The sequence below is a fragment of the Nitrosopumilus maritimus SCM1 genome, from assembly GCF_000018465.1.
Lineage (GTDB): Archaea > Thermoproteota > Nitrososphaeria > Nitrososphaerales > Nitrosopumilaceae > Nitrosopumilus > Nitrosopumilus maritimus.
The window spans coordinates 478072-500342 of record NC_010085.1; the positions used below are offsets into that span (position 1 = coordinate 478072).

Here is a 22271-nt window from a genome sequence, read left to right on the forward strand (position 1 = left end):
ATTTCTGTTGAGAAATATTTTTTGATGAAATTCGTATTTTATTATTTTTACAAAATCTTTACAAAAATATTTTTCAAATTGCGATATAGTTAGATCTTAGTAAACGTTTTAACAGACATTTACTGCAAATTACAATTATGGGAGATATGCGCAAAGACTATGTTTCTGAGCGTTTCATGATTGTCTCAAAAAAAGAAGACAAAGTAAAAGATCCAAAAAAATCTCCTTTTGCTCCTGGAAATGAATCTATGACAAATCCTTCTGTATTGTCTCTTGTTGCAAAAGATGGAATGCTACAAAGACTACAAGACAGTGATGATGAATTTGTTGAAGGATGGTCAATCAGAGTTTTTGAAAGTAAAAATCCAATCGTCTCAGTTGATACTGAAAACTCTTACAGTGATAGACCATTTTACAGCGAACCTGCATATGGATATCATTACGTTGTTGTTGCATCTCCAAATCCAAAGGATACTTTTGCAACCATTGACACTGAACAATGGTCAAACATCTTAGTAGTAGTTCAAGATAGATTGAGATGGCTTTACACTCAAAAAGGTGTAACATATGTTTCAATTTACGCTGATCAAGGAGAACTTTCTGGCAGTGCAAATTCTCACCCTCATCTCAATATTCTTACCTTTTCAACAATCCCTCCTATTATTGAAGAAGAGGCAGAGGCATCTCACAAAATTCTAAATGAAAAGGGTGTATGCCCAATGTGTCAGACTGTAAATGAGGAAATTGGTGGTCCTAGGCAAGTTCTTCAAACTGAAGGTTTTATTGCATTTTGCCCTTGGTCTCCATCCTATCCATATGAGTTTTGGATTGCACCCAAGAAACACACTACTAGCTTCTCAAAGATTACTCAAAAAGAAATTAACGATTTGTCCTTGATACTTAGAGCTACTCTTGGTGGTTTGTCTCAAACTATCAAAAATGTGTCCTACAATCTAGTATTCCACCTTTCTCCTGAGAAAAAGAATAGTAGACAAATTCATTGGCATATTGAAATTTACCCAATCACAAAATCTTGGTCTGGTTTGGAACGTGGTTATGGAATTTTCTTAAATGATATCTCTCCTGAAGAGGCTGCAGAAAAACTAGGTGCTGCTTGCAGAAAGGAACTGGCTAATCTAGTTGGAATTGTGTGATTTTTGAATAGTTTATTATTCAACTAACATCTTTGATAAATTATGCAACTTGAGTATTGGTTAGGTCTTGGAAGTATTGCATTTTTTGTATTATTTGTTCTTGTAGTAAGTTCACTTTACATTTTCATGTTTGATGATCCAAATACTTCTGATCTTCCAATAGATCCTGATAACTTTGCAAATCCAAAACTCCTCCAATTCATTTCAATTACTATTGCCCCTGGAGGAATTTTAGCTGCTGTTGCGTTCATATTGTCAAAGTATTATGGCTCCAAAAAAATTGGTGCGTTACTCATCATAGATGGACTTGTCTTACTTGGTGGAATGGCATTTTGTCAGACTCTGATTGATGATATTGCTGAACCATACATTACAGATACTGTCTTAATTTTACCGCCCTTGTTTATGGGATTGTCAATTCCTATATTCTTCTTTGGAATTCGTTTGATGAAAGTCAGAAAACCTCGTCCAAAAAAAGAATATTTCTAAATGTGATCAAACCTTAGTTCATTGGCCACTTGTTTGAATCCTAATTTCTCATAAAATGGCTTTACATCATCAGTACAATCTAAAATTGTCTTGTAACAGCCTTGATTTTTGGCAATTTCCAGAAGATACTTCATAATTTTTTCACCAATTTTTTGCCCTTGAAAATTTTTATCCACCACTACATCTTCAATATGTCCTACTAGACCACCTTGATGAATGAATTTTTGTTCAATTAAAAGAGTAGTAGAACCTACTATCTTTCCCTCTATCTCTGCTACTGCTATGGTGTAGTCTGGGTTTGAATCAATTTTTTTGAAAATTTCTTTTGCTTTATTTTTATCAATATCACTTGCTTTTCTTAATGAATCAAGTGAAGTAAGAAAACCGTTATCCAAGTCTTCAATTCTTAATTTTCTTATGGTAGACTCGCTCATTTTTTCCTCTTTTTAGATTTTTTTGCAAATTCTTCATTTGCTTGCTTGTATGATTCCTTGTTTCCAATATCCATGAATCCTTTTTTTGTAATAAAACCTGAAATCATTTTTTTATTTTTCATTGCTTTTTTGATTACATCATCCATTCCATATGGTTTGTTTTTTGGAATGTATTTCAAAACATTTGGCTCCATAACATAACATCCCATATTGATATTTGCTTTAATCTCTGGTTTTTCTTCCCAATTAGTTACTTTGCCTGTTTTTGTGGTATTAATAACCCCATATTGCAAATTTGTTTTGTATTCATACAAACTCATGGTTGTAAATGCTTTCTTTGATTTGTGTTGTTTTATCATGTTTTTGAGACTAAAATCAAAAATTGAATCCCCATACACACAAACAAAAGTATCGTTGATAAAATCTTCTGCAGTTTTGAGTTGACCTGCAGTAGCTAGTGGTTTTTTTGAAACTGCGTATTCTATATTCACCCCAAATTTTTTTCCATCTTTAAAATAATCTTGAATTTTTTCTTTACGATAACTTACACACAAAACTATTGACTTTACACCATTTCTCTTATTCCAATCAATTAGATGTTCTAGAATTGGCTTTTTACCTAATGGCAGCATGGGTTTTGGAGTTTTTAGCGTTAACGGACGCAATCTTGTGCCTAAACCCCCTGCTAAAATTACTGCTTTCACAAGTATCATTTTGTATGTGAGTATTTATGTTCGAGGCTGATTTTATATCAAAATCTTAACCTTTAATTTTTAATATTTTTTCTAAAACATTTTCTGGAGTTTTACCAAAAACAATAATCATTGGCTCTTTTCCAAAATCCCCTTTATGAAAAATCACATCCGGGATTTTTTTCGAATTTTTTATTGCAGAATTTATTCCCCATCTAATCGTAGAACCTTTAATTTTAACATGTTTTGGTTCTTTACTACGATCATAACTGCTAACTTCTAACTTTGATTTTTTAATTTTTGATAATGTTGTACTTTGATATTTTAAATTAATTGCAGAACAAATTCCTGGATATTTTTTATTCATTGATAACAATGCAGTTGCCACATGTTTTGAACCTCCATACTTTAAATCCCCTGCAACAAGAACGTTTGTTCCAGCTTTTACAATTCTTCCTGAAATCCCCAAAACATCTTTTGTAGATTTTGGTCTTTGTTTTGAGAATACAAAATTTGTTTGGCACTCTGGAATATTTTTGTAAATTCCTTTTAATTTTATAAATTTGGTTATTGCTGATGATAATTCATCTTCAATCTTATTTTTACTTTGTATATCAGTAATGGCAATACCCTTTCCAATTTTTTTTGCATTTTTTATTGACTTGTATGTGAATTTCTTTGCAAAATATAGTGATTCTTTGATACTTTTCTTTTTTGCAAGTGAATACACTACTGCAGCTGAGTGGATGCATCCACTGCCGTGATTAATTTTTGGGATTTTTTCACCTGAAATGATATATTTTGAATTTTTTTCTAGAACAAAATCTGACACTTTCTTTTTTTCTTCAATTCCTGTAATTGTGACATTTTTTGCTCCCATATTTTGAATCTCTTTTGCCACTTTTTCAGGCGTGTTTTTTGTTGAAATTTTCATTTTTGTAAGTAACTCTGCTTCTTTTTTGTTTGGTGTAATTATTGTTGCAAGTGGAACGATGTATTTTTGAAAATCTTTCCTTGCATTATTTTCTATTAAACTTCCTCCGGTGGTTGATCTTATTACTGGATCAACTACAATTGGAATTTTTAATTTTTTTAATTGTTGGTGTATTATTTTGATAATTTTTGAATTGTATACCATTCCAATTTTAACTCCATTAATTTTGAAATCTGAAAATACTGATTCTAATTGTTTTTGTAATATTTTAGATGAAACTGGCTCAACCATTCCAAATTTTGAAGTATTCTGACTTGTAATTGCTGTTATTACAGTTAATGTATGTACTCCTAATGCTGAAAACACTCTGATGTCGCTTTGAATTCCTGCTCCTGATGACGGATCAGAACCGCCAATAGAAAGAATGTTCATATCATTTTCACATTTTGAACACTAATCTATTTTTCTTTTTAGTTTGATTCAACATTATGATATTTGTTTTATAGTTTGAAGTTTATTTCACACTATGACTGAAATTCCGATAATTGATGATTCCACTCCTGAAGAATTACGCTGTACTGTATGTTTACTACCTATGCAATACCAAACAAAAAAAGATGGAAAGTTTTTGTGGCAATGTTTCAAGTGTGGAAAACAATACCTTGTATCTGATAATGTTGATGATTCTGTAGAAGAGAGTTGGAGTCCTCCAAGATAATGACTGAACTAGATTATACAAAATCCGAAAATCAAAAACTCCGTCAATACATTTCACTAATTAATGCAGAACTTGAATTGTCTCAGAGAGTTTTTGAGATAAGGCAAAACTTTGCAAACTCTCCTGACTCTGAGCGTATAATTCAGCCTATTTTGGATAGAATTTCAAAAATTCAATCCGAAAAGACACCTCTTGAAAATGAATTGAATCTAAATTAGTTTATTCTGATGATTGAGTTACACAATTAAAAGAGCAGAATTCATCTTTCATACTGTAGAACTCTTTTCCACAATGTCTGCATTCTCTAATGGTTCTCATACGATACTGTACCACATAATTCCATTTAAAGGCGATCTATTTTCTTAATATAGTGGCAAAAAATTTCATGCGATCAATAAAATTCTGTAACGTTATGATTGTTTAAATCAGGCAAACGCCTAGAATATTTTATGGCAACTCAAATGACTGCAGCAAGACGCGGTGTTGCAACTGATGAGATGAAACAAGTTGCAAAAGATGAGGATGTTACTCTTGATTGGTTAATCCCAAAAATTGCAAAGGGCTCTATAATTATTCCAAGTAATAACTGTAGACCTCAAAAAATTCATAATGTTGGAATTGGTAAGGGTTTGAAAACCAAAGTAAACGTAAACATTGGAACTTCTACATTAAACGTAAATCTAGAAGAAGAGATTGAAAAAGCAAAAGTTGCTGTAAAATATCATGCAGATACTATGATGGATCTTAGTGATGGCGGTGATGTAAAACACATAAGAAAAACTCTGTTAGAAACTGCTCCAATTACTTTTGGCACTGTTCCAATTTATGAAGCATACAACTATGGTGTTGAAGTACACAAAAACCCATTGAATTTAACTGAAGATGATTATCTAAACGCATTTGAAAACAATGCTAAAGATGGCGTTGATTATACTACAATTCACTGTGGAATTACAAAAGACATTGCAAAAAGAATTCTAAAGGTTCAGAGATATGGTGGTGTTGTCAGTAAAGGAGGCACCATAACTGCCGCATGGATGTTAAAACATGACAAAGAAAATCCCTACTTGACTCATTATGATTATCTTGTGGAGATGGCAAAAAAATATGATGTGACTTTTAGCCTTGGAGATGCTCTTAGGCCAGGCTCAATTTTGGACTCTCATGATGAATTACAAGTTCAAGAAATGATTAACATCTCTCAGCTAACAAAACGTGCACATGAACAAGATGTTCAAGTGATGGTTGAAGGTCCAGGCCATGTACCATTAAACGAAGTTGCAGCAAATGTTAGACTGGCAAAGTCTTTGATTGGAGATGTTCCATATTATGTTCTAGGACCTTTAGTAACAGATGTTGCATCTGGACATGATCATATTGCAAGTGCAATTGGTGCCGCTGTATCTGCAAGTGAAGGTGTTGATCTTTTGTGTTATCTTACTCCTTCAGAACATCTTGCATTACCAAACGCTGAAGAAGTAAAGGCTGGATTAATTGCATATCGAATTGCAGCACATGCAGGTGATCTTGTAAAAATTCGTGATAAAGCGATCAAATGGGATATGGAGATGACTGAAGCTCGACGTACACTAGATTGGGAAAAACAACTTGCATTGTCTATTGATCCTGAAGAAGCTGCTAAAATTCACAGTAGAACAGGCCAACACCCTGGCAATAATGTTCCTTGTACTATGTGCGGAGGTGCATGTGTTTACATGATGTTGCCTCAACAAAAAAAATACGAGAAAGAAAACGAAAACCTACAACAAATTGAATAATACTTTGTCAAGACTAGGAACTGTTTCATAATTTTTTAATTCCTCAACATTAATCCATTTAAAATCAGAATTTTCCCAATTGAGTTTGATGGTTGGGTTTTTTGCTTCAAATAAAAATGGAAAAATCTTCCATTCATGATTTTGATATTGTGGTGAATTAACTCTCATCTCTTCAGCTGATTTTAGTAAAGTTATTTCATCTTCTGTAATTCCAACCTCTTCAAATATCTCGATTTTTGCTCTTTTGAGTGGCTCTTCATTTTTTTCTATAATTCCGCTTATGCCTGCCCACAAACCTTTCATGGTTTTGACGTCAGCACTTCGTTTTAGAATTAATAATTTTTCATTATCTTTGATAAAAGAAGTAACTATCTTTGTTGAGCGCATATCCGTTATTTTTCAACGGCTTTGACCATCTTTGTTAATTTCTTGTAAGATTCATTGATGTCTGTGTGTTTGGCTAATCTCTCTTGACAGTCTTTGATGTAATTTACTACTTCTTCTGTTTTAGATTCTTGAACATCAGTTAGTAATCTTCCAATATCTTTCCAAAGCTCTTCTGCTACTCTACGAATTTCTGGATTTGCAATGATTGTTTCAATTAATTCTGGGGATTCTGTCATAATACTTTCTGCTAATGTTTTTTGAACTCTGAAAGTTGTACCTGACATTTTTTCTGTAAGCAACATTTTTTCGTCTTTTGAAACAATGTTTGCAAAAACTAAATTCATTAAATGAGTTAATCCTAAAATAACTGCAATCTTTTTGTCGTGCTCTACTGCATCAATAGTAACAAAGTTTGCTCCTTCAAATAGTGATTTTGTTACCGTCAATTCTTTTTTTGCATCTTTGATTGGAACTGAAATTATGTTTTGACCTTTGATTGTTTTTACACCTGGTCCAAACATTGGATGTATGCATATTGGATTGATTTTTGCAGGCATTTTTGATAGTGCTGAAACAACTTTGGATTTTTCAGATGAAATTTCTATGAGATATGTACCTCGTTTCATTTCTTTTGCAATTAGTCTGATAATCTCTGGTGTTCTTCTTGTAGGTGTACATAATACAACATAATCTGCTTTGAGAATTGCACCTACTAGAGACTCTGCTTGTATGATTCCTTTGCCTGGAATTTTATTTTCTGAATCAAAACCTGTTACTTCGAATCCTTTATCTGCAAAATATTTGGCAAACCATTGTCCCATTTGCCCTCCTGCACCAATAACTGTGACTTTTTTCATTGATCTTCACTCATAATCTCCTTTAGTATATTCATTCCTTCAATTAGTGTCTTCTCGTCTTGGCATGCAGAAATTCTGATGAAATTTTTATAATCTCCAAATCCTTCTCCTGGAGCCACTGCCAAACCTCTTTCCAATATGTTATTTGCAAACTGAACTCCGTCAAATCCTTCTTTATTGACTCTAGCAAAGATGTACATTGCGCCATCTGGAACTATAATATCTAAATTCATTTCATTTGCTTTTTGAATCAATACATCCAGTCTGCTTTGGACTGTTTTATTATTGTTGGATGTATCTGCTTCTAATGCCTTCATGGCAATGTATTGTATTGGTTCTGATACATTTGTCAGACACAATGCTTCTAATTTTGACATCTTTTCAATAACATTTGCATCTGCAATTGCATATCCTATTCTAAATCCTGTCATTGCATGTGACTTTGAAAATGATTGTGTTACAATACTTTTTTCATAATTGTAACTCAAGATACTCTTCCAACTTGATTTTACATATTCTGAATAAATCTCGTCACTTAATACATAGAGGTTGTTCTTTTTTGCAATTTCAATAATCTGATCTTGTAATTTTTCTGGAAGAATTTTTCCTGTTGGATTGTTTGGATAATTCAGAACAATCATTTTTGTATTTGAGTTAATTGTATTTTGAATTTGTTCTATAGAAGGTTCCCACTTATTTTCAAAAGATGTGTTTATTGTTCTAACTTTGATTCCTGAATTTAACGCACAATCTTTGTAGGCTGGCCATGCAGGCTCAATTACGACTATTTCATCACCTGGATTTAGGAGTGTAGTGATTGCTGTAAAGATTGAGAATCTGGCACCTGGACTAACTATGATATTTTCTTGAGATACATTTGCATTGAATTTTTTATTTACATGTTTTGCTAATGCTTCTCTAAAAATTGGCATTCCTTTTGCTTGACCGTATTTTAGAAATCCTTTATCATACACTTCCTCTAATGCATCTTTTACAATTGTTGGTGGTAAAAAGTCAGGCTCCCCTACTTCCATATGGATAATATTTTTTCCTTGTTGCTCCAATTCTTTAGCTTTAAGAAATATTGAAAGATGAGTCTGTTTATTTGATGATTGAACTTTGATTGATTCATTTAATAGAAAATTCAAAAACTTTGTAGCAATTTTTTCATCTAATCCAATCTCTTGACCTAGTGAAATCACCTTTTCTCTAAGATTATCTTCACGTGATTCATCAGTTACTCCTTTACCAATGTTTTTCTTTACTTCTCCAATCTGTTTTGCAATGTCTGTTCTATCTTTGAGCAGCTTTATCATTTGAAGTGTAACTTCGTCCATCTTATTTCGTAAGTCGTTGATATCTGACATTTTCTTACAAAACAGGCTTGATTTGACCCGAAATTAGTGCATGATCTGCAATTGTTAGTGCTACAAGAGAATCAACTACTGGTGGTGCTCTTGGAACGACACATGGATCGTGTCTTCCTTTCACTTGAAGTGTGGTTTCTTTTTTGGTCTTGATGTCAACAGTACTTTGTTTTTGTGAAATTGATGATGCGGGCTTGAATGCTACTCTCATGGTAATGGGCATGCCATTTGAGATTCCACCTAATATTCCGCCTGAATTGTTTGTCTTTGTAACAATTTTTCCTCTTTTTATGGTGTACAAATCATTATTTTCTGAACCGTACATCTCTGAACCTTTGAATCCTGAACCAAACTCTACTCCTTTTACTGATGGAATAGAAAACATTGCTTTACTCAAATCTGATTCTAGTGAACTAAAAATTGGTTCTCCTAAACCAACTGGTACATTTGTTGTAATTGATTCAATGATTCCTCCTAATGAATCTCCTTTTTTTCTTGCATCCAAAATACTTGCTCTCATCATTTTTGCAGTTTTTGTTTCAGGACACCTTACTTCGTTTTTGTAAATTGAACTTATCATTTTTTCATTGAATTGTCTTTCCATCTTTATTTTTCCAATTTGAGATGTGTAAGAATTTGTTTCAATACCTAATGTAACTTTGAGAAGTTTACGTGCAATCGCACCGCCCATTACATGTGTAGCAGTTAATCTTCCTGAAAATCGTCCTCCTCCTCGGTGGTCATTATATTGATTATATTTCATCATAGCAGGATAGTCTGAATGTCCTGGTCTGAGTTTTGTTTTCAAATTTTCATAATCTTTTGATTTTTGATCACTATTCCAAATTACCATTGTTATTGGAGCTCCGGTTGTATGTCCTCTAAACACTCCTGAGATAATCTCTACAACGTCTCCTTCTTTTCTTTGTGTTGAAATTAGATTTTGACCTGGTTTTCTTTGGTCTAACATTTTTTGAATATCTTTTTCATCAATCTCTAATCCTGCAGGACATCCGTCTAAAACTGCCCCAATAGATTTTCCATGACTCTCTCCAAAACTTGTCAACACAAGGCGCTGACCAATAGAACTTCCTGACAACATACTATCAAAGCTAAATGATGCTTATAATTCCTCATTCTGAATTTTGATAAATTTTGAGACTAGTCTTTGATAATTTTTTAGAATAATCTTATACATATTTGAGATTTACAAAATATGGGATATTTCATGAAATATTTTCAATATATTCTTAAATATAATAATAACATATAGAATATATGGAAAAACGTGCAAATTTTACTGCATAATTTGCGCGGCCTTGCGAAAAAGACATGTTATCTACGCAAAAGCGTTGAGGGTGTGGAGAATGCTTTTCACCCTATACAAGGTCGCGCCTTTTACCCCCTTTAGTTGATTTTTTTGAAAAATTATTCTGGTTGAATTCTTGCTCCAATCCTATTCATCTCTTCGACGAAATCTGGATAAGAAACTTGGACTGATTCAGGATCTGTTACAACACAATTTCCAACATACATTCCTGCAATACAAAACGCCATGAATAGTCTGTGGTCATTTTCAGAATTTAATTCTGCACCGGTAAGATTCTCTGTTGATTCTAAAATCAAACCATCTTCATTTTCTTGAACTTTAATTCCAAGTTTAACTAACTCTCTTGATGTTATTGCAATTCTGTCTGTCTCTTTTAGTCTTGCATGTTTTACATTTACAATCTCAATTGGATTTTCTGAATTTAATGCAAGTATTGTTAGTGGTGGTAAAAGATCTGGAGAATTACTCAAATCAAATCTTCCTCCTTTTAGTTTTTCAGGAGATTTGATTTTAATTTCATCTTCTCCAATATTTACAGTTACTCCTAATTGCTCTAGTATGTCAATAAAGACTTCATCCCCTTGTGGTAAATTTCCAATATTTCCTTTGATTACAGTTTCATCTCCATTAAGTACTGCTGCTGATAACAATAATGCAAGACTAGAAAAATCAATTGGAACTGTAAATGTTGCCGCATTGTAAACTTGAGGTGAAATGTTGTATCTTTTATATGGAATTAATGTTTGTACGCTTACTCCAAACTTTCTCATAGTTGCAATGGTGGCATCAAGATATGGTTTTGATACTAGATTATCTTTAATTGAAAGATTGATTCCCTTTTCAGTCAATGGCGCACTGATTAATAATGCAGAAATGAATTGACTAGAAAAGTTTCCTGGAATTGTAACATCTCCACCTGAAATCTTTCCTGTAATTTTGATTGGTGGTTTTCCATCAGTTGATTGGCATTGTGCTCCAATACTTGATAGTGCGTCTAAGAGAGGCTGCATGGGTCTTTTTTGAAGACTCTCATCCCCTGTTAACGTAATCTCTTCTGAAAACAAACTAGCGATTCCTGAGGCTATTCTTATTGTGGTTCCTGAATTTTCAGTATTGATTTCAGGCACGATTTTGTCAAATTTTATGGGATTTTTTACAATTATTGATGAATTTTCAATCTCAATGGATGCTCCAAATTTTTTACATGCTTCAACTGTTGCCATGGTGTCTGCTGATAATAGTACATTTTCCACCTTGCTGCCATTTCCTGCAAGTGATGCAAGAAATATTGCTCTATGAGTATAGCTCTTGTTTGAAGGACAAACAATTTGTCCTGAAATTTTTGATTTTTCTACTTTACACTTCATGTACTTCAGCCTTTTTGTTACTGACTTTTGCAACTATAATTTTTCCTTCTAATGACGAAAATGCTTTTTTGATATTGGATTCATTTTCTTTCTTTGTAATTGCTGCAATTGCTGGACCGTTTCCTGAAACCGATGCTCCTAAAGCTCCTCGTTCAATTAATCCTGTTATCACATCTGGATTTGAGCTAAGAATTGATGCTGTAGCCAATCCGTTAATTATCATTGCTTCCCAATAGTTTGCTTTCTTTGCTAAATCCCAAGCATGATCAAAAACTGATGATAACACTTTGAGTTTTTTTAGATTTCCGCGTTTTCTATTTTTTGGAATAAATATCACTGCAATCAAATTTGAAGGGCCTTTTTCAAAACTCATTCTTTTCTTTTTTGCATTATCTGTCACATTAAATCCACCATAATAGCATGAGCATGCATCATCATATGCTCCAGTAATACTTACTTTGGATTCTATTGATGCATCAACTCCTGCAAGTAGAATTTGTTGATCAGTGAATTTAGATTTGAAAATTTTTGCACATCCCAATGCGACTGCAGAAGATATTGCACTAGAACTCTTCAATCCATATCCTGTAGGAATTTCTGAATCTAATGTGATGGTTATTTTGTTTTTCTCAAGGTCTTTTTTTGAAACAATTTTTTCAACTGTTTTGTTGATTAATCTAGAACTGAGTGTTTTGTTTTCTGATTGAATTACTATGCCTTTTCCCGGAGTTGTCTCTACTATGGCTTCAACCTTTAGGTCTATTCCTAGAGTTGCCCCTTTTTGATTTGCGATTGCATTTACTATTGAAACTGCACCATGAACCGTTGCTTTTGCTTTTGCCATCAGAATCCTCCTAACAATGCTTTTTTCATGGCATTATAAGGTGCTTCCATGCCGTGCCAAATCTCAAACGCTCTGACTGCCTGACCTAATAGCATCTCATATCCAAAAATTATAGTGGCGTTTTTTTCTTTTGCTTTTTTTAGAAAATCTGTATTCATTGGCAAATACACAATATCATACACCACTGTTTTTTCATTAACTCCTTCAAATGATATTGGGCTAGATTCATTTTGCAATCCTATTGATGTTGCATTTACAATAATGTTGTAATCTTTTGCAGATTCTCCAACTTGGTCTATAGTTATGGCATTTGCATCAAGACTGATTTTTTTTGCAAATTCTACTAGATTATTTGCTTTTTCTATTGTTCTATTTGCAATTGTAATGCTTTTTGCTTTTTCTTTTGCAAACCCAGCTACAATTGCTCTTGCAGCACCTCCTGCACCTAACAAAAGTACATTGGAGTTTTCAATCTCTATATTTCGTTTCTTTAATGGCTCTAGAAAACCATCCATATCTGTATTGTATCCTTTTAGCACTCCGTCATTGCTTACAACAGTATTTACTGCACCAATCAAACTACAAGACTCGTCAATTTTATCCAAATATTTCATCATTTCAATTTTGTGAGGAATAGTTACATTGAATCCTGCAATTTGGATTTTTTTCAAACCTTCAATTCCTTCACCTAACTCATCTTTTGGAATTCTATATGCAATGTATGAGCAATCTAGATTTAATTCTCTAAATGCTGCACTGTGGATGTTTGGTGATAAAGAATGATCAATTGGATCTCCAATAACTGCAAATGTCTTTCCCATAATATCATCGCGTAATATGATTGATTTAAACTCTAATTGTTATGATGATTATTTTTTCAAGTTAGTGATTTTATTTACTTCGTCAACACTGAACTGACCTGGTGCAACTGGCTTTCCTAGAGAGACATACGTGTATGGACTGCCCAAATACAGGCACAAAATCCTTGAAATTCTGCCAAAATCGCCCATTGCAAATGAGATTAGGTTGTTTTTTCCTTTCTTGCTGTATAACTCAAGCATTCTTGTTGAATCATCAGTTGATTTTGCTGTGCTGACAATTTTTACAAAATTTGAGAATTTACTCATCTGATTCATTTTCTTTTTTAACTCTGCAGAACTTGGAGTTTTCTTAAAGTCATGCCATGAAACAAGTAGTTTTGTTTTTGTTGATTTTAGATATTTTACTAGTGATGAATTTCGTTTCAGAGTGTTAAACTCTACATCAAGTAAATACGGATTATACTCTGCAATCAGTTTTATTATTGCAATTCTTTCTTTTTCATTTCCTGGAAATTGACCTCCTTCAGTTTTTGGTCTTAAGGTACATACTGATTTTTTCAAATCTTTTTTGATTAGTTCTAATGTTTGTGGAATTTGTTCAATTTTTAGAAAATCAAATCTTATCTCAACAAAATCTGATTTTTTTAAAGCAATCTTTAATGTTTGTTTGACTTTGTTAGGTGTTTTTTCTGCAATTGATACACAAGTTTTGTACTTCATCTTATTTTTCTAAAATATATTCATCTGAAACTTCCATACCAAAATGTCTGCCTGTTGCAGGTTTTGAGTGGACCATTACTGTGTCTCCTTTCTTAAGATGTGTAACTGATACTAGTTGTCCATTTGGTTTTACAAAACGAATTGTCTCTGCATCTTGTGCAATTATTCCACCTATCTCTCCTCCGGCCTTTGCTTTGATCATTAGCATTGGTCTTCTCTCAATCTTTGATCTTCCTACGGTTGCTCTCCTTGCCTTTCCTTTAGAATTTAGAATTAATACTTCTGAGCCTGTTTCTACCTCTGACAAATAGTTGGTTGTTCCATCTGGAGATAGCGTGTAGCAGTGTACTGCACCTGCATTGACTCTAAATGGTCTTGGTGATGTAAATGATGATCCAACTGATTCATTATGGACTAAAAACAAAAAGTTTGATCTACTTCCAATTAACATTCCTTCTCCTTTGTGAAGCATTGATGCAGTATCTACGCAAACTCTTTCACCATCTCCTACTTCTTTAATGTCAATAATTTTTGCAGGTTTCATATCGAAACTTCTGGTTCCCAAGTAAACCATGGCTTCTCTTACTTCGTTAATTGATGATGTGTTGAAAATTACCCCATCTACTCCTACTTCTAGAATTGAAAACATCTTTCTGACCTCTTCAGGTGTTCTTGCTACTGCAAAAATTTTGGTATGTATCTTGTGAAGCTTTGCAATAATGTTCTCTAATGGAATTATTTTCCAGTCTTTAACTTCTACAACTACAAAATCTAGACCTTTTTTTGCAATAGTTAAGATATTTTCAATATCTGTATTTGATAACACTTCAAACTTTCTTCCAACTTTTTTGCCCTTTGGTTTTGTTGCATTTTCTTTTTCAAGAACCACATAGTTGGCATTGTTTGAAGGATAAACTGTTTGTAATTTTGTTTTTTTCTTTCCTAATTTTTTTGGATCAAGATATATCATTTTGATTCCTTCATCTTCTAATTGTGGCAAAAGTTTGGATAATTGTGCCTGAGAACCTTTTGGGGCAATAATTAATTCTCTACTCTTACTCAATTTTCTTCATTGCTTCCTTTGCTGTACCTTTTCTGAAAATTATTTCGGCTAGTGCTTCTACCATTTTTTCAGGTGCTTTATGTGCAAAGATGTTTCTTCCATATGTGACACCTTTTGCTCCTGCTGCTATGGCATCTTCAGTCATTTGAAGAATATCTAAATCTGTTTTTGCTTTTGGTCCGCCTGCAATTACAATTGGAACTGGTGTACTCTTTACAACTTTTGAAAATGAATCAATGTCTCCTGTGTACAATGTCTTAACAATATCTGCTCCACATTCTGCTCCAATTCTTGCAACATGTGCAACAACTTCAGGATCATGTGGGTCTTTGATGTTTTCTCCTCTTGGATACATCATTGCTAAGAGTGGCATTCCCCATCTGTGACATTGATCTGCTGTTAATCCTAATTGTTCTAACATTTCAGGTTCTTCTTTTCCTCCAATGTTGATGTGTAATGAAACACCGTCTGCTCCTAATGCAACTGCTTCTTTTACAGTACCTGTGAGCATTTTTCGATTTGGTGATAATGATAATGCAGTGCTACTTGAAAAATGAACTAAAACTCCGACTTTGGGTGGTTTTGGTAATGATTTGATAATTCCTTTGTTAATTATTACACTTGTAAGGCCGTGACCTTCACATTTGTAAATTGTTGATGCTGGGTCTTCAAGACCCTCAATAGGACCATTTGAAATTCCATGGTCCATTGGAATACATAACATCTTTCCTTTTCTAAGAATTCGATTAAGTCTAATTTGGTTACCTGATACCATGAGTGGATCTGCTTTTTGTGCCCTACTTAAAAATAACGTGAACCATTAATCTCAAATTCATTGAAATTTGAGCACAAAACCTCAAAGTTTTTTCTATCAAGGATTAAATAGAATTTCTAAAGGATGAAAGGCAATTGAGTCAGACAACAGAACAATTAGAAAAAAGTGACATTAAAGATATTTTAGAAAATTCTCTTAATGGAAAAAGACCTGGTCCTGAAGACTGTATGAGATTGTTGGAGTCTGATGATGTTCATCTAATGGGACTTGTATCTGGCCATTTGACAAGAAAGCAATTTGGAAAGAAAGCATCTTTTGTCAATAATATTATTTTGAATTACACCAATGTCTGTATTACTGACTGTAAGTTTTGTGCATTTTACAGATCACCTGGTGCTGATGATTCTTACACTTTAACTTTGGAACAAATTGAATCACGTGTAAAAACCGCATGGGACATGTTTAAGATCCGACAGGTCTTGATTCAAGGTGGTCATAACCCAAATCTGAAAATTGAATACTATGAAGATGCATTTAGAATGATTAGGGAGAAATTCCCTAAAGTTGGTGTACATGGATTGTCAACATCAGAAATTGACATGATTGCAAGAGTTGAAAAATCCTCAACAAAAGAAATTTTATCACGACTCAAAGACGCAGGTTTACAATCAATGCCTGGTGCAGGAGCTGAAATCTTGACTGACTCTGTTAAAGAAATCATTAGTCCAAAGAAAATCTCTAGTGATGCTTGGATTAGAATCATGAATGAAGCTCATTCACTTGGAATTCCATCTTCTGCAACAATGATGTACGGACATGTGGAAAACAAAAATGACATTGTTGAACACTTTTTCAAACTTGTAAAATTACAAGAAAAAACCAAAGGATTCATGGCATTTATCCCTTGGAACTTTGAGCCAAACAATACTTTGATGCATGAAGAGGGATTAGTTGAATATGGTACTGGTGGAATTCAACTCTTGAAAATGATTGCAATCTCTAGATTAATCTTTGATGGACTTATACCTCACATACAATCCTCATGGCTGACAAATGGTATCGGTATGGCACAACTAGCTTTACAGTATGGCGCTGATGACTTTGGTGGTACTCTAATTGGAGAAGAAGTAGTTTCATGTACTGGCGCACGCTCAACTGAACTTACTGATAAAATAATCATGGATGCAATTCATCAAATTGGTTATTCAGTTGAAGAGAGAGATAATTTCTATAATCCTATTTCTGTATCATAGTCCATAATCAGACCATTTAGAATCAACTAGATTTTTTGTTTCTTCATCAACTTTTACTTGTTGTTGAATCTCTCTTTCATATCCTTCTTCTTTTGTTTTCTGTGTTGCATCAATTCCCATCTTAGAACCTAGATTGACAAGTGGTGATGCTGGATCCAGTGTATCTGTTGGAGCATTATTGATTATTGTAGTGTCTCTTGCTGCATCTGCTCTTGTTGTAATTGCCCAAATCACATCATTGATGTCATGAACATTGATGTCTTCATCAACTACTACAAACATCTTTGTTAGTGATAACTGCCCCATTCCCCATAATCCCATCATCACTTTTTTTGCTTGACCTGGGTATCTCTTTTTGATTGAAATTATTGCAAATCCTTGGAACCAACCAGCAGCTGGCATACTGAAATCAACTACTTCTGGATGGAACATCTGAATTAGTGGTAAGAATGAGCGTTCGATTACTTTTCCAATATATGCATCCTCTAGAATTGGTTTTCCAACTACTGTTGTAACATAGATTGGATTCTTTCTTCTCATAATTCCTGTTAGTGTGAAAGTTGGATATGGTTCAACTGGTGTATAGTATCCTGTATGATCTCCAAATGGTCCTTCATCTCTGATGTCTGCTGGATCTACGTATCCTTCCAAAACAATTTCTGCATTTGCTGGAACATCCAAATCAATTGTTTTGCATTTTACAGTTTTGATACCTTCTTTTCGTGTAATTCCTGCAAACAAGTATTTGTCTAGTCCTTCTGGCACTGGAGCAATTGATGAAAATACTGTTGCAGGTTCTCCACCAATAATTATTGCAGTTGGAATTTTCTCTCCCTTGTCTTTTGAAATATCTCCGTGATGAGCTCCTCTCTTGTGTTTTTGCCAATGCATTAATGCATGTGTCTTGTCTACAATCTGCATTCTATATACTCCAAGATTCCTAACTCCTGTTTCTGGATGCTTTGTTGCAACCAGTCCTAATGTGATGAATCGTCCTGCATCATTTGGCCAAGATTTCAAAATTGGCAAATCATCAAATGATGCATCAGTAGATGTAGTTTCAGTTACTGGTCCACTAACTTCTGATTTAGGAAACGATGCAGTCATCTTTGAGAGTTCTGGAAGTTTTTTTATTTTGTTTAACAAACCTGATGGCACATCCATCTTTGTCATATCTGCAATGCGTTGTCCGATTTCAGTAAAGTCTGTCATTTCAAGTCCTATCTCTAATCTTTTCATAGAACCAAACGCATTTCCTAAAACTGGCATATCGTAATCTTTTACATCTTCAAAAAGAATTGCAGGTCCGTTTGAATACATCTCTCTTCTCATGATTTCTGCAATTTCTAAATTAGAGTCCACTTGTGTCTTGACTCTCTTTAATTCTCCATTTTTTTCAAGTTCTGAGATAAACTCTTGAATGTCTTCTATTGGCACATTAATTCTGAATCCAGTTCAAGTATAAGCTTAACTGGATTCCATGAATAAATTCTTGAATTGTTTTTATTTTTTTATTAAATAATTCTCTCAAAGTACATAATAGATTCTATATCTTAGAAATTACATGAAAAATATTGTCTTTCTGAGTTTTTTGATATTTTTTGTAATGTCTTTTACTCTTGTTGATGTATATGGGCAATCTGATAATGAACAATCTTCTGAAATAGTTAGCTGTACTGAAGGTTATGAACTAGTTTCCAAACCTTCTGGTGATTCTTCGATATGTGTGAAATCCTCAAGTCTTGAGAATTTTCTTGATAGAGGATACACACTTGCTACTTCAACACAAGAGAATCTACGTGTTGGATTGTTATTTTCAACCTCTGGTGATGCCTCAACATATGGACTTGAAAGTCAACATGCTGCACTAATTGCTATTGATGATTTCAATGAATATTTGAAATACATTGAAAATGAGCAAATAATCTTAGTTCCTGAGATAGTTTCTCTCAAAATTGATCCTGAACATACTCTGGAACAAGTAAAAAGAATGCATCTTGATGGAGTAGATGTTTTCATTGGACCTGACACAAGTGCAGAACTTGAATTTATGAAATCTTATGTTGATTCTGAGGGATTATTGGTTATTAGCACATCTTCAACTGCACCATCTTTGGCAATCGAAGATAATATTTTCCGACTTGTTCCTGATGACACACATCAGACTCGATTACTTGCCCTTCTTGCAGAATCTGCCGGCAGTCCTACTGTGTTTCTTTTAGTTCGTGATGATACATGGGGTAATGATTTTGCAAGTGCAATTGAAGAATATTATTCAGGAAATGTTTCTATAATACATTATGATCCTGTGTCTCCTCTCTATGAACAAACTTTACAACAATTATCTGAATCAATTACCGCAGAGATAACTGCCTCAGAAATAACTACCTCCGATTTTAGAGTTGGTATGATTGGCTTTGGTGAATCTGCTGAATTTTTATCTCGCGCAACTCAATTTGATATACTTGATGATGTGATATGGTTTGGAACTGATTTTACTGCAAATGAGAAAAAAATAACTGAAAATGAAAAAGCCGTTGAATTTGCACAAAATGTTTCATTTAAAGCGCTTCAGTTTTCAGCTGATATTGAAAGTACTGCTTATCAAGAAATTGAAACAAAACTTTTTGGAAAATTAGGATACTTACCAGACATTTATGCATTTACTGCATATGATGCTGTATGGATATTGGGCTTGAGTATGTTAGATGCAGCAAGCACTAATCCAAATGATTTAGCATTAGAAATTCCATCTACTATCACTTCTTACAATGGCGCTCTGGGAAATTTGGAATTAAACGACGCTGGTGATTTAGTCTCTGATAATTATGCTGTTTGGTCTATTGTGGATGGTGCTTGGTACAAAGGCAATTATGCAAAAAATATGGAATCTGGGATAATAGAACTTGTTGAAACTGATTTAGAAGAATTGGCTACTGACGAAACTATTTTGGAAAAATCCGCCCCTCCTGCAGATGATGAGATTCCTATAGCACAACCTTCTACTATAGATGATGAGATTCCTATAACACAACCATCTACTGCATATGACGAACAATCTATTCTTGTAAACTTGTTAATTGCATTGATTATTGTGGTATCTGCAATTGCGGGATTTGCCATTTGGAAACTTCGAACTCTATCAATAAAGTTGAAGAACTTTATTCATACGCAAAAAATTGAACCAACACCAGAACCCGAACCAACACCAGAACCTGAACCAACACCAGAACCTGAACCAACACCAGAACCTGAACCAACACCAGAACCTGAACCAACACCAGAACCTGAACCAACACCAGAACCTGAACCAACACCAGAACCTGAACCAACACCAGAACCTGAACCAACACCAGAACCTGAACCAACACCAGAACCTGAACCAACACCAGAACCTGAACCAACACCAGAACCTGAACCAACACCAGAACCTGAACCAACACCAGAACCTGAACCAACACCAGAACCTGAACCAACACCAGAACCTGAACCAACACCAGAACCTGAACCAACACCAGAACCTGAACCAACACCAGAACCTGAACCAACACCAGAACCTGAACCAACACCAGAACCTGAACCAACACCAGAACCTGAACCAGTTGAACCCAAAGACTCTGTTAGACTACTGTCTTCTAAGGAAATTCTCCAAAAATGTATTCAAACACATTCATCACTTATGACTGATAAAGAAATTGATTTTTCAGATTCATCAATCAAAAATGTGAAGTTTGTATCTAATGAAAAACCAATTTTAGAAATTTTTTCAAATTTAATTCGTGCTTCTCATCATTTGGTTGGCTCTTATGGTCAAATTGAGATTGGTGTAAATGATGATGAGGACATTACATTTTTTGTTAAAGATAACGGAAATGGAATTTCAAAAGAAGAACAAGAGAAAGTTTTTGAGCAAAATGATGGTCCTTTAGGATTGATGGGAACCAAAGAACTAGTTCAAGATATGGGTGGTAAAATTTGGATTGAAAGTGTTTCTTTCCTAGGAACTACTTTTTATTTTTCAATCCCAGTACATCCTAACTCTTAAAATCACTTTCAAATGATGACATCCCTTTAGATCTAAATTGATAGAATGTTTACGTAAAACCTCAATTACATTGGAGGCAATTCTGTCTTTTTGTCATGTCCTCCAGAGCCGAATTTACAGTAAAAGCATAATTCTGACTCCATGTACTTTAGTTGCTCAACTTGAATGGCGCCAAGTTTCAGTGCGATTTTTGTGAGAATTTTGTACTTTAATGGCATTGCTGGAATTACCTCATCCATGTATACTCTGTAATGATCGGGACAAAATTTGAGCGTGACTTTGGCAGGTTCTTTACCCTTCTCGTTTACTTGTTTTGTAAAGTTGATCTGCTCTCGTATGTATTCGTGTTTTGGGCATGGACAGTCTTTTCCACCTGGGTGTTTGTATGCAGGTGTGTTCTTCCAGTCAAAATCTGGAAACTCTTTCTCAAAGTCGTCCATGTGATCCATTAGCAATTTGTGCTTATAAAACTTGATCAAACTTGTCTATGGTAATAACCCAAATGCTCATAAACCCCAGATTATCCATCCAGTTCATGGCAGCTGCTAAAAAGCAAACTAAAAAAGATCTTGAAGACAAGATTGCCGAATTAGAAGCAAAGCTAAACTCACTTTCATCTCAGCTTTCAAAACCAGCTGAAGTGAAACCTGCTGAGACAAAACCAGCTGAAGTGAAACCTGCTGAGACAAAACCTGCTGAGACAAAACCTGCAGAAACTAAACCAGCTGAGACAAAACCAGCTGAAACTGCAAAACCAAAACCAACCTTGCCAAAAGGTATGGGTGAAAAACCAGCAGAAGCTCCTAAACCCGAGGAAGCTCCAAAACCAGCTGAGACAACCGCACAACCTCCAGCAACAGTACAAGATGCTTTAGAGGCCGCATACTATGATGCTCCAATGACTGACTTCCATCAGTATAGAGCAAAAGTAACAGGTTATTCTCCAGCTCCTAACAGATACTTTGTTAGAATGACTGCTCCTGTTGGTAAAGTTCCAACATCTGATTGGAATCAACAAAAAGCATCAGTCACTGGTTACACAGCATGTTCAAACCAATACTATGCAACAAGAGCAAGATTGGCATATCATCCTGCTGACAAAAGATTTGGAACTTTTAGTGGAGTTAACATGACTGTTGAAGGCGTTGCTGCACAAGCACAACAAGCACCAACACCAGAACCACCAAAACCAAAAGGTACACTTCCAAAAGGTTTCTAATTCAAAAACATCTTTTATTTTCTA

Annotated in this window: 23 protein-coding genes; 8 read left to right on the forward strand and 15 right to left on the reverse strand. The window is 34.2% G+C overall.

The features are described from left to right. Nucleotides 1–137 precede the first annotated feature (137 nt). Together NMAR_RS02875 and NMAR_RS02880 are read left to right on the forward strand one after the other, a co-directional pair. Complete coding sequence (locus tag NMAR_RS02875) at nucleotides 138–1154, forward strand: galactose-1-phosphate uridylyltransferase (RefSeq protein WP_012214921.1); 1017 nt, start codon at nucleotides 138–140, stop codon at nucleotides 1152–1154. A gap of 42 nt (nucleotides 1155–1196) precedes the next feature. Then, on the forward strand, nucleotides 1197–1643 hold the full coding sequence (locus NMAR_RS02880) for a hypothetical protein (RefSeq protein WP_012214922.1): 447 nt from the start codon (nucleotides 1197–1199) through the stop codon (nucleotides 1641–1643). On the opposite strand, the gene NMAR_RS02885 is transcribed toward NMAR_RS02880, so the two are convergent. Genes NMAR_RS02885 through thiD form a run of 3 tightly spaced genes read right to left on the reverse strand, consistent with a single transcriptional unit; the run spans nucleotide 1640 to nucleotide 4135 of the window. Then, nucleotides 1640–2077, reverse strand: a complete 438-nt coding sequence (locus NMAR_RS02885) for a GNAT family N-acetyltransferase (RefSeq protein WP_012214923.1) — start codon at nucleotides 2075–2077, stop codon at nucleotides 1640–1642. The genes NMAR_RS02880 and NMAR_RS02885 overlap by 4 nt on opposite strands. After that, on the reverse strand, nucleotides 2074–2781 hold the full coding sequence (locus tag NMAR_RS02890; protein ID WP_148680055.1) for a nucleotidyltransferase family protein: 708 nt from the start codon (nucleotides 2779–2781) through the stop codon (nucleotides 2074–2076). The genes NMAR_RS02885 and NMAR_RS02890 overlap by 4 nt, the downstream gene beginning before the upstream one ends. Nucleotides 2782–2836: 55 nt before the next feature. Continuing rightward, nucleotides 2837–4135 carry a bifunctional hydroxymethylpyrimidine kinase/phosphomethylpyrimidine kinase gene (gene thiD / locus NMAR_RS02895; protein ID WP_012214925.1) on the reverse strand — a complete coding sequence of 433 codons (1299 nt, stop codon included), beginning with the start codon at nucleotides 4133–4135 and terminating at the stop codon, nucleotides 2837–2839. 94 nt (nucleotides 4136–4229) lie between these two features. Here thiD and NMAR_RS02900 point away from each other — a divergent pair, with 94 nt between their 5' ends. The 3 genes from NMAR_RS02900 to thiC all read left to right on the forward strand — a co-directional run bounded on the left by NMAR_RS02900 (nucleotide 4230) and on the right by thiC (nucleotide 6199). Next, a complete protein-coding gene (locus NMAR_RS02900; protein ID WP_148680056.1) occupies nucleotides 4230–4421 on the forward strand; it encodes a hypothetical protein in 192 nt (63 codons plus the stop codon). Next, nucleotides 4421–4639, forward strand: coding sequence for a hypothetical protein (locus NMAR_RS02905; RefSeq protein ID WP_148680057.1), 219 nt, complete (start codon nucleotides 4421–4423; stop codon nucleotides 4637–4639). The genes NMAR_RS02900 and NMAR_RS02905 overlap by 1 nt, the downstream gene beginning before the upstream one ends. A gap of 231 nt (nucleotides 4640–4870) precedes the next feature. Beyond that, nucleotides 4871–6199 (forward strand): phosphomethylpyrimidine synthase ThiC, encoded by a 1329-nt coding sequence (thiC, locus tag NMAR_RS02910; RefSeq protein WP_012214926.1) that lies wholly within the window; start codon nucleotides 4871–4873, stop codon nucleotides 6197–6199. Here thiC and NMAR_RS02915 read toward each other — a convergent pair. The 10 genes from NMAR_RS02915 to NMAR_RS02960 form a co-directional block, all read right to left on the reverse strand. Next, entirely contained in the window at nucleotides 6182–6586 is a 405-nt protein-coding gene (locus tag NMAR_RS02915) for an NUDIX domain-containing protein (protein WP_012214927.1), read from the reverse strand. The genes thiC and NMAR_RS02915 overlap by 18 nt on opposite strands. A 5-nt stretch (nucleotides 6587–6591) precedes the next feature. Then, nucleotides 6592–7443: a prephenate dehydrogenase/arogenate dehydrogenase family protein gene (locus tag NMAR_RS02920; RefSeq protein ID WP_012214928.1), complete on the reverse strand. Its 852-nt coding sequence runs from the start codon at nucleotides 7441–7443 to the stop codon at nucleotides 6592–6594. Further along, the gene (locus tag NMAR_RS02925; RefSeq protein WP_012214929.1) at nucleotides 7440–8810 is read right to left on the reverse strand and encodes an aminotransferase class I/II-fold pyridoxal phosphate-dependent enzyme; all 1371 of its coding nucleotides are present in this window, start codon (nucleotides 8808–8810) and stop codon (nucleotides 7440–7442) included. Before NMAR_RS02925 ends, NMAR_RS02920 begins: the two co-directional genes overlap by 4 nt. Nucleotides 8811–8814: 4 nt before the next feature. Beyond that, complete coding sequence (gene aroC / locus NMAR_RS02930) at nucleotides 8815–9912, reverse strand: chorismate synthase (RefSeq protein ID WP_012214930.1); 1098 nt, start codon at nucleotides 9910–9912, stop codon at nucleotides 8815–8817. Nucleotides 9913–10238: 326 nt separating this feature from the next. Next, complete coding sequence (gene aroA / locus NMAR_RS02935) at nucleotides 10239–11507, reverse strand: 3-phosphoshikimate 1-carboxyvinyltransferase (RefSeq protein ID WP_012214931.1); 1269 nt, start codon at nucleotides 11505–11507, stop codon at nucleotides 10239–10241. Beyond that, nucleotides 11497–12351: a shikimate kinase gene (locus NMAR_RS02940; RefSeq protein ID WP_012214932.1), complete on the reverse strand. Its 855-nt coding sequence runs from the start codon at nucleotides 12349–12351 to the stop codon at nucleotides 11497–11499. The genes aroA and NMAR_RS02940 overlap by 11 nt, the downstream gene beginning before the upstream one ends. Further along, nucleotides 12351–13172 carry a shikimate dehydrogenase gene (gene aroE, locus NMAR_RS02945; RefSeq protein WP_012214933.1) on the reverse strand — a complete coding sequence of 274 codons (822 nt, stop codon included), beginning with the start codon at nucleotides 13170–13172 and terminating at the stop codon, nucleotides 12351–12353. Before aroE ends, NMAR_RS02940 begins: the two co-directional genes overlap by 1 nt. A 48-nt stretch (nucleotides 13173–13220) precedes the next feature. Then, the gene (aroD, locus tag NMAR_RS02950) at nucleotides 13221–13892 is read right to left on the reverse strand and encodes a type I 3-dehydroquinate dehydratase (protein WP_012214934.1); all 672 of its coding nucleotides are present in this window, start codon (nucleotides 13890–13892) and stop codon (nucleotides 13221–13223) included. A gap of 1 nt (nucleotide 13893) precedes the next feature. Then, nucleotides 13894–14955: a 3-dehydroquinate synthase II domain-containing protein gene (locus tag NMAR_RS02955; RefSeq protein WP_012214935.1), complete on the reverse strand. Its 1062-nt coding sequence runs from the start codon at nucleotides 14953–14955 to the stop codon at nucleotides 13894–13896. Next, entirely contained in the window at nucleotides 14948–15730 is a 783-nt protein-coding gene (locus tag NMAR_RS02960; RefSeq protein WP_012214936.1) for a 2-amino-3,7-dideoxy-D-threo-hept-6-ulosonate synthase, read from the reverse strand. Before NMAR_RS02960 ends, NMAR_RS02955 begins: the two co-directional genes overlap by 8 nt. A gap of 134 nt (nucleotides 15731–15864) precedes the next feature. Here NMAR_RS02960 and mqnC point away from each other — a divergent pair, with 134 nt between their 5' ends. Then, on the forward strand, nucleotides 15865–16983 hold the full coding sequence (mqnC, locus tag NMAR_RS02965; protein ID WP_012214937.1) for a cyclic dehypoxanthinyl futalosine synthase: 1119 nt from the start codon (nucleotides 15865–15867) through the stop codon (nucleotides 16981–16983). Here mqnC and NMAR_RS02970 read toward each other — a convergent pair. Continuing rightward, on the reverse strand, nucleotides 16978–18420 hold the full coding sequence (locus tag NMAR_RS02970) for a menaquinone biosynthesis decarboxylase (RefSeq protein ID WP_012214938.1): 1443 nt from the start codon (nucleotides 18418–18420) through the stop codon (nucleotides 16978–16980). The genes mqnC and NMAR_RS02970 overlap by 6 nt on opposite strands. Before the next feature lie 169 nt (nucleotides 18421–18589). On the opposite strand from NMAR_RS02970, the gene NMAR_RS02975 reads away from it, so the two are divergent. Next, nucleotides 18590–21028, forward strand: a complete 2439-nt coding sequence (locus tag NMAR_RS02975; RefSeq protein WP_187146556.1) for an ABC transporter substrate-binding protein — start codon at nucleotides 18590–18592, stop codon at nucleotides 21026–21028. Nucleotides 21029–21093: 65 nt separating this feature from the next. Here the strand turns inward: NMAR_RS02975 and NMAR_RS02980 are convergent, their stop codons facing one another. Further along, nucleotides 21094–21468, reverse strand: a complete 375-nt coding sequence (locus tag NMAR_RS02980) for a hypothetical protein (RefSeq protein ID WP_148680058.1) — start codon at nucleotides 21466–21468, stop codon at nucleotides 21094–21096. Nucleotides 21469–21563: 95 nt separating this feature from the next. Here NMAR_RS02980 and NMAR_RS09925 point away from each other — a divergent pair, with 95 nt between their 5' ends. Then, nucleotides 21564–22247 carry a trans-sialidase gene (locus tag NMAR_RS09925; RefSeq protein ID WP_238523194.1) on the forward strand — a complete coding sequence of 228 codons (684 nt, stop codon included), beginning with the start codon at nucleotides 21564–21566 and terminating at the stop codon, nucleotides 22245–22247. The last annotated feature ends 24 nt before the right edge of the window (nucleotides 22248–22271 follow it).

Coding starts and splice junctions, on each gene's coding strand:
- aroD (WP_012214934.1), bottom strand. CDS start 13,892: ATGAAGTACAAAACTTGTGTATCAATTGCAGAAAAAACACCTAACAAA.
- aroC (WP_012214930.1), bottom strand. CDS start 9,912: ATGTTGTCAGGAAGTTCTATTGGTCAGCGCCTTGTGTTGACAAGTTTT.
- thiD (WP_012214925.1), bottom strand. CDS start 4,135: ATGAACATTCTTTCTATTGGCGGTTCTGATCCGTCATCAGGAGCAGGA.
- NMAR_RS02925 (WP_012214929.1), bottom strand. CDS start 8,810: ATGTCAGATATCAACGACTTACGAAATAAGATGGACGAAGTTACACTT.
- NMAR_RS02960 (WP_012214936.1), bottom strand. CDS start 15,730: ATGGTATCAGGTAACCAAATTAGACTTAATCGAATTCTTAGAAAAGGA.
- NMAR_RS02975 (WP_187146556.1), top strand. CDS start 18,590: ATGTCTTTTACTCTTGTTGATGTATATGGGCAATCTGATAATGAACAA.
- NMAR_RS02920 (WP_012214928.1), bottom strand. CDS start 7,443: ATGAAAAAAGTCACAGTTATTGGTGCAGGAGGGCAAATGGGACAATGG.
- NMAR_RS02905 (WP_148680057.1), top strand. CDS start 4,421: ATGACTGAACTAGATTATACAAAATCCGAAAATCAAAAACTCCGTCAA.
- NMAR_RS02875 (WP_012214921.1), top strand. CDS start 138: ATGGGAGATATGCGCAAAGACTATGTTTCTGAGCGTTTCATGATTGTC.
- NMAR_RS02885 (WP_012214923.1), bottom strand. CDS start 2,077: ATGAGCGAGTCTACCATAAGAAAATTAAGAATTGAAGACTTGGATAAC.
- NMAR_RS02915 (WP_012214927.1), bottom strand. CDS start 6,586: ATGCGCTCAACAAAGATAGTTACTTCTTTTATCAAAGATAATGAAAAA.
- NMAR_RS02980 (WP_148680058.1), bottom strand. CDS start 21,468: ATGGACGACTTTGAGAAAGAGTTTCCAGATTTTGACTGGAAGAACACA.
- NMAR_RS02900 (WP_148680056.1), top strand. CDS start 4,230: ATGACTGAAATTCCGATAATTGATGATTCCACTCCTGAAGAATTACGC.
- thiC (WP_012214926.1), top strand. CDS start 4,871: ATGGCAACTCAAATGACTGCAGCAAGACGCGGTGTTGCAACTGATGAG.
- aroA (WP_012214931.1), bottom strand. CDS start 11,507: ATGAAGTGTAAAGTAGAAAAATCAAAAATTTCAGGACAAATTGTTTGT.
- NMAR_RS02880 (WP_012214922.1), top strand. CDS start 1,197: ATGCAACTTGAGTATTGGTTAGGTCTTGGAAGTATTGCATTTTTTGTA.
- NMAR_RS02940 (WP_012214932.1), bottom strand. CDS start 12,351: ATGGCAAAAGCAAAAGCAACGGTTCATGGTGCAGTTTCAATAGTAAAT.
- aroE (WP_012214933.1), bottom strand. CDS start 13,172: ATGGGAAAGACATTTGCAGTTATTGGAGATCCAATTGATCATTCTTTA.
- NMAR_RS09925 (WP_238523194.1), top strand. CDS start 21,564: ATGGCAGCTGCTAAAAAGCAAACTAAAAAAGATCTTGAAGACAAGATT.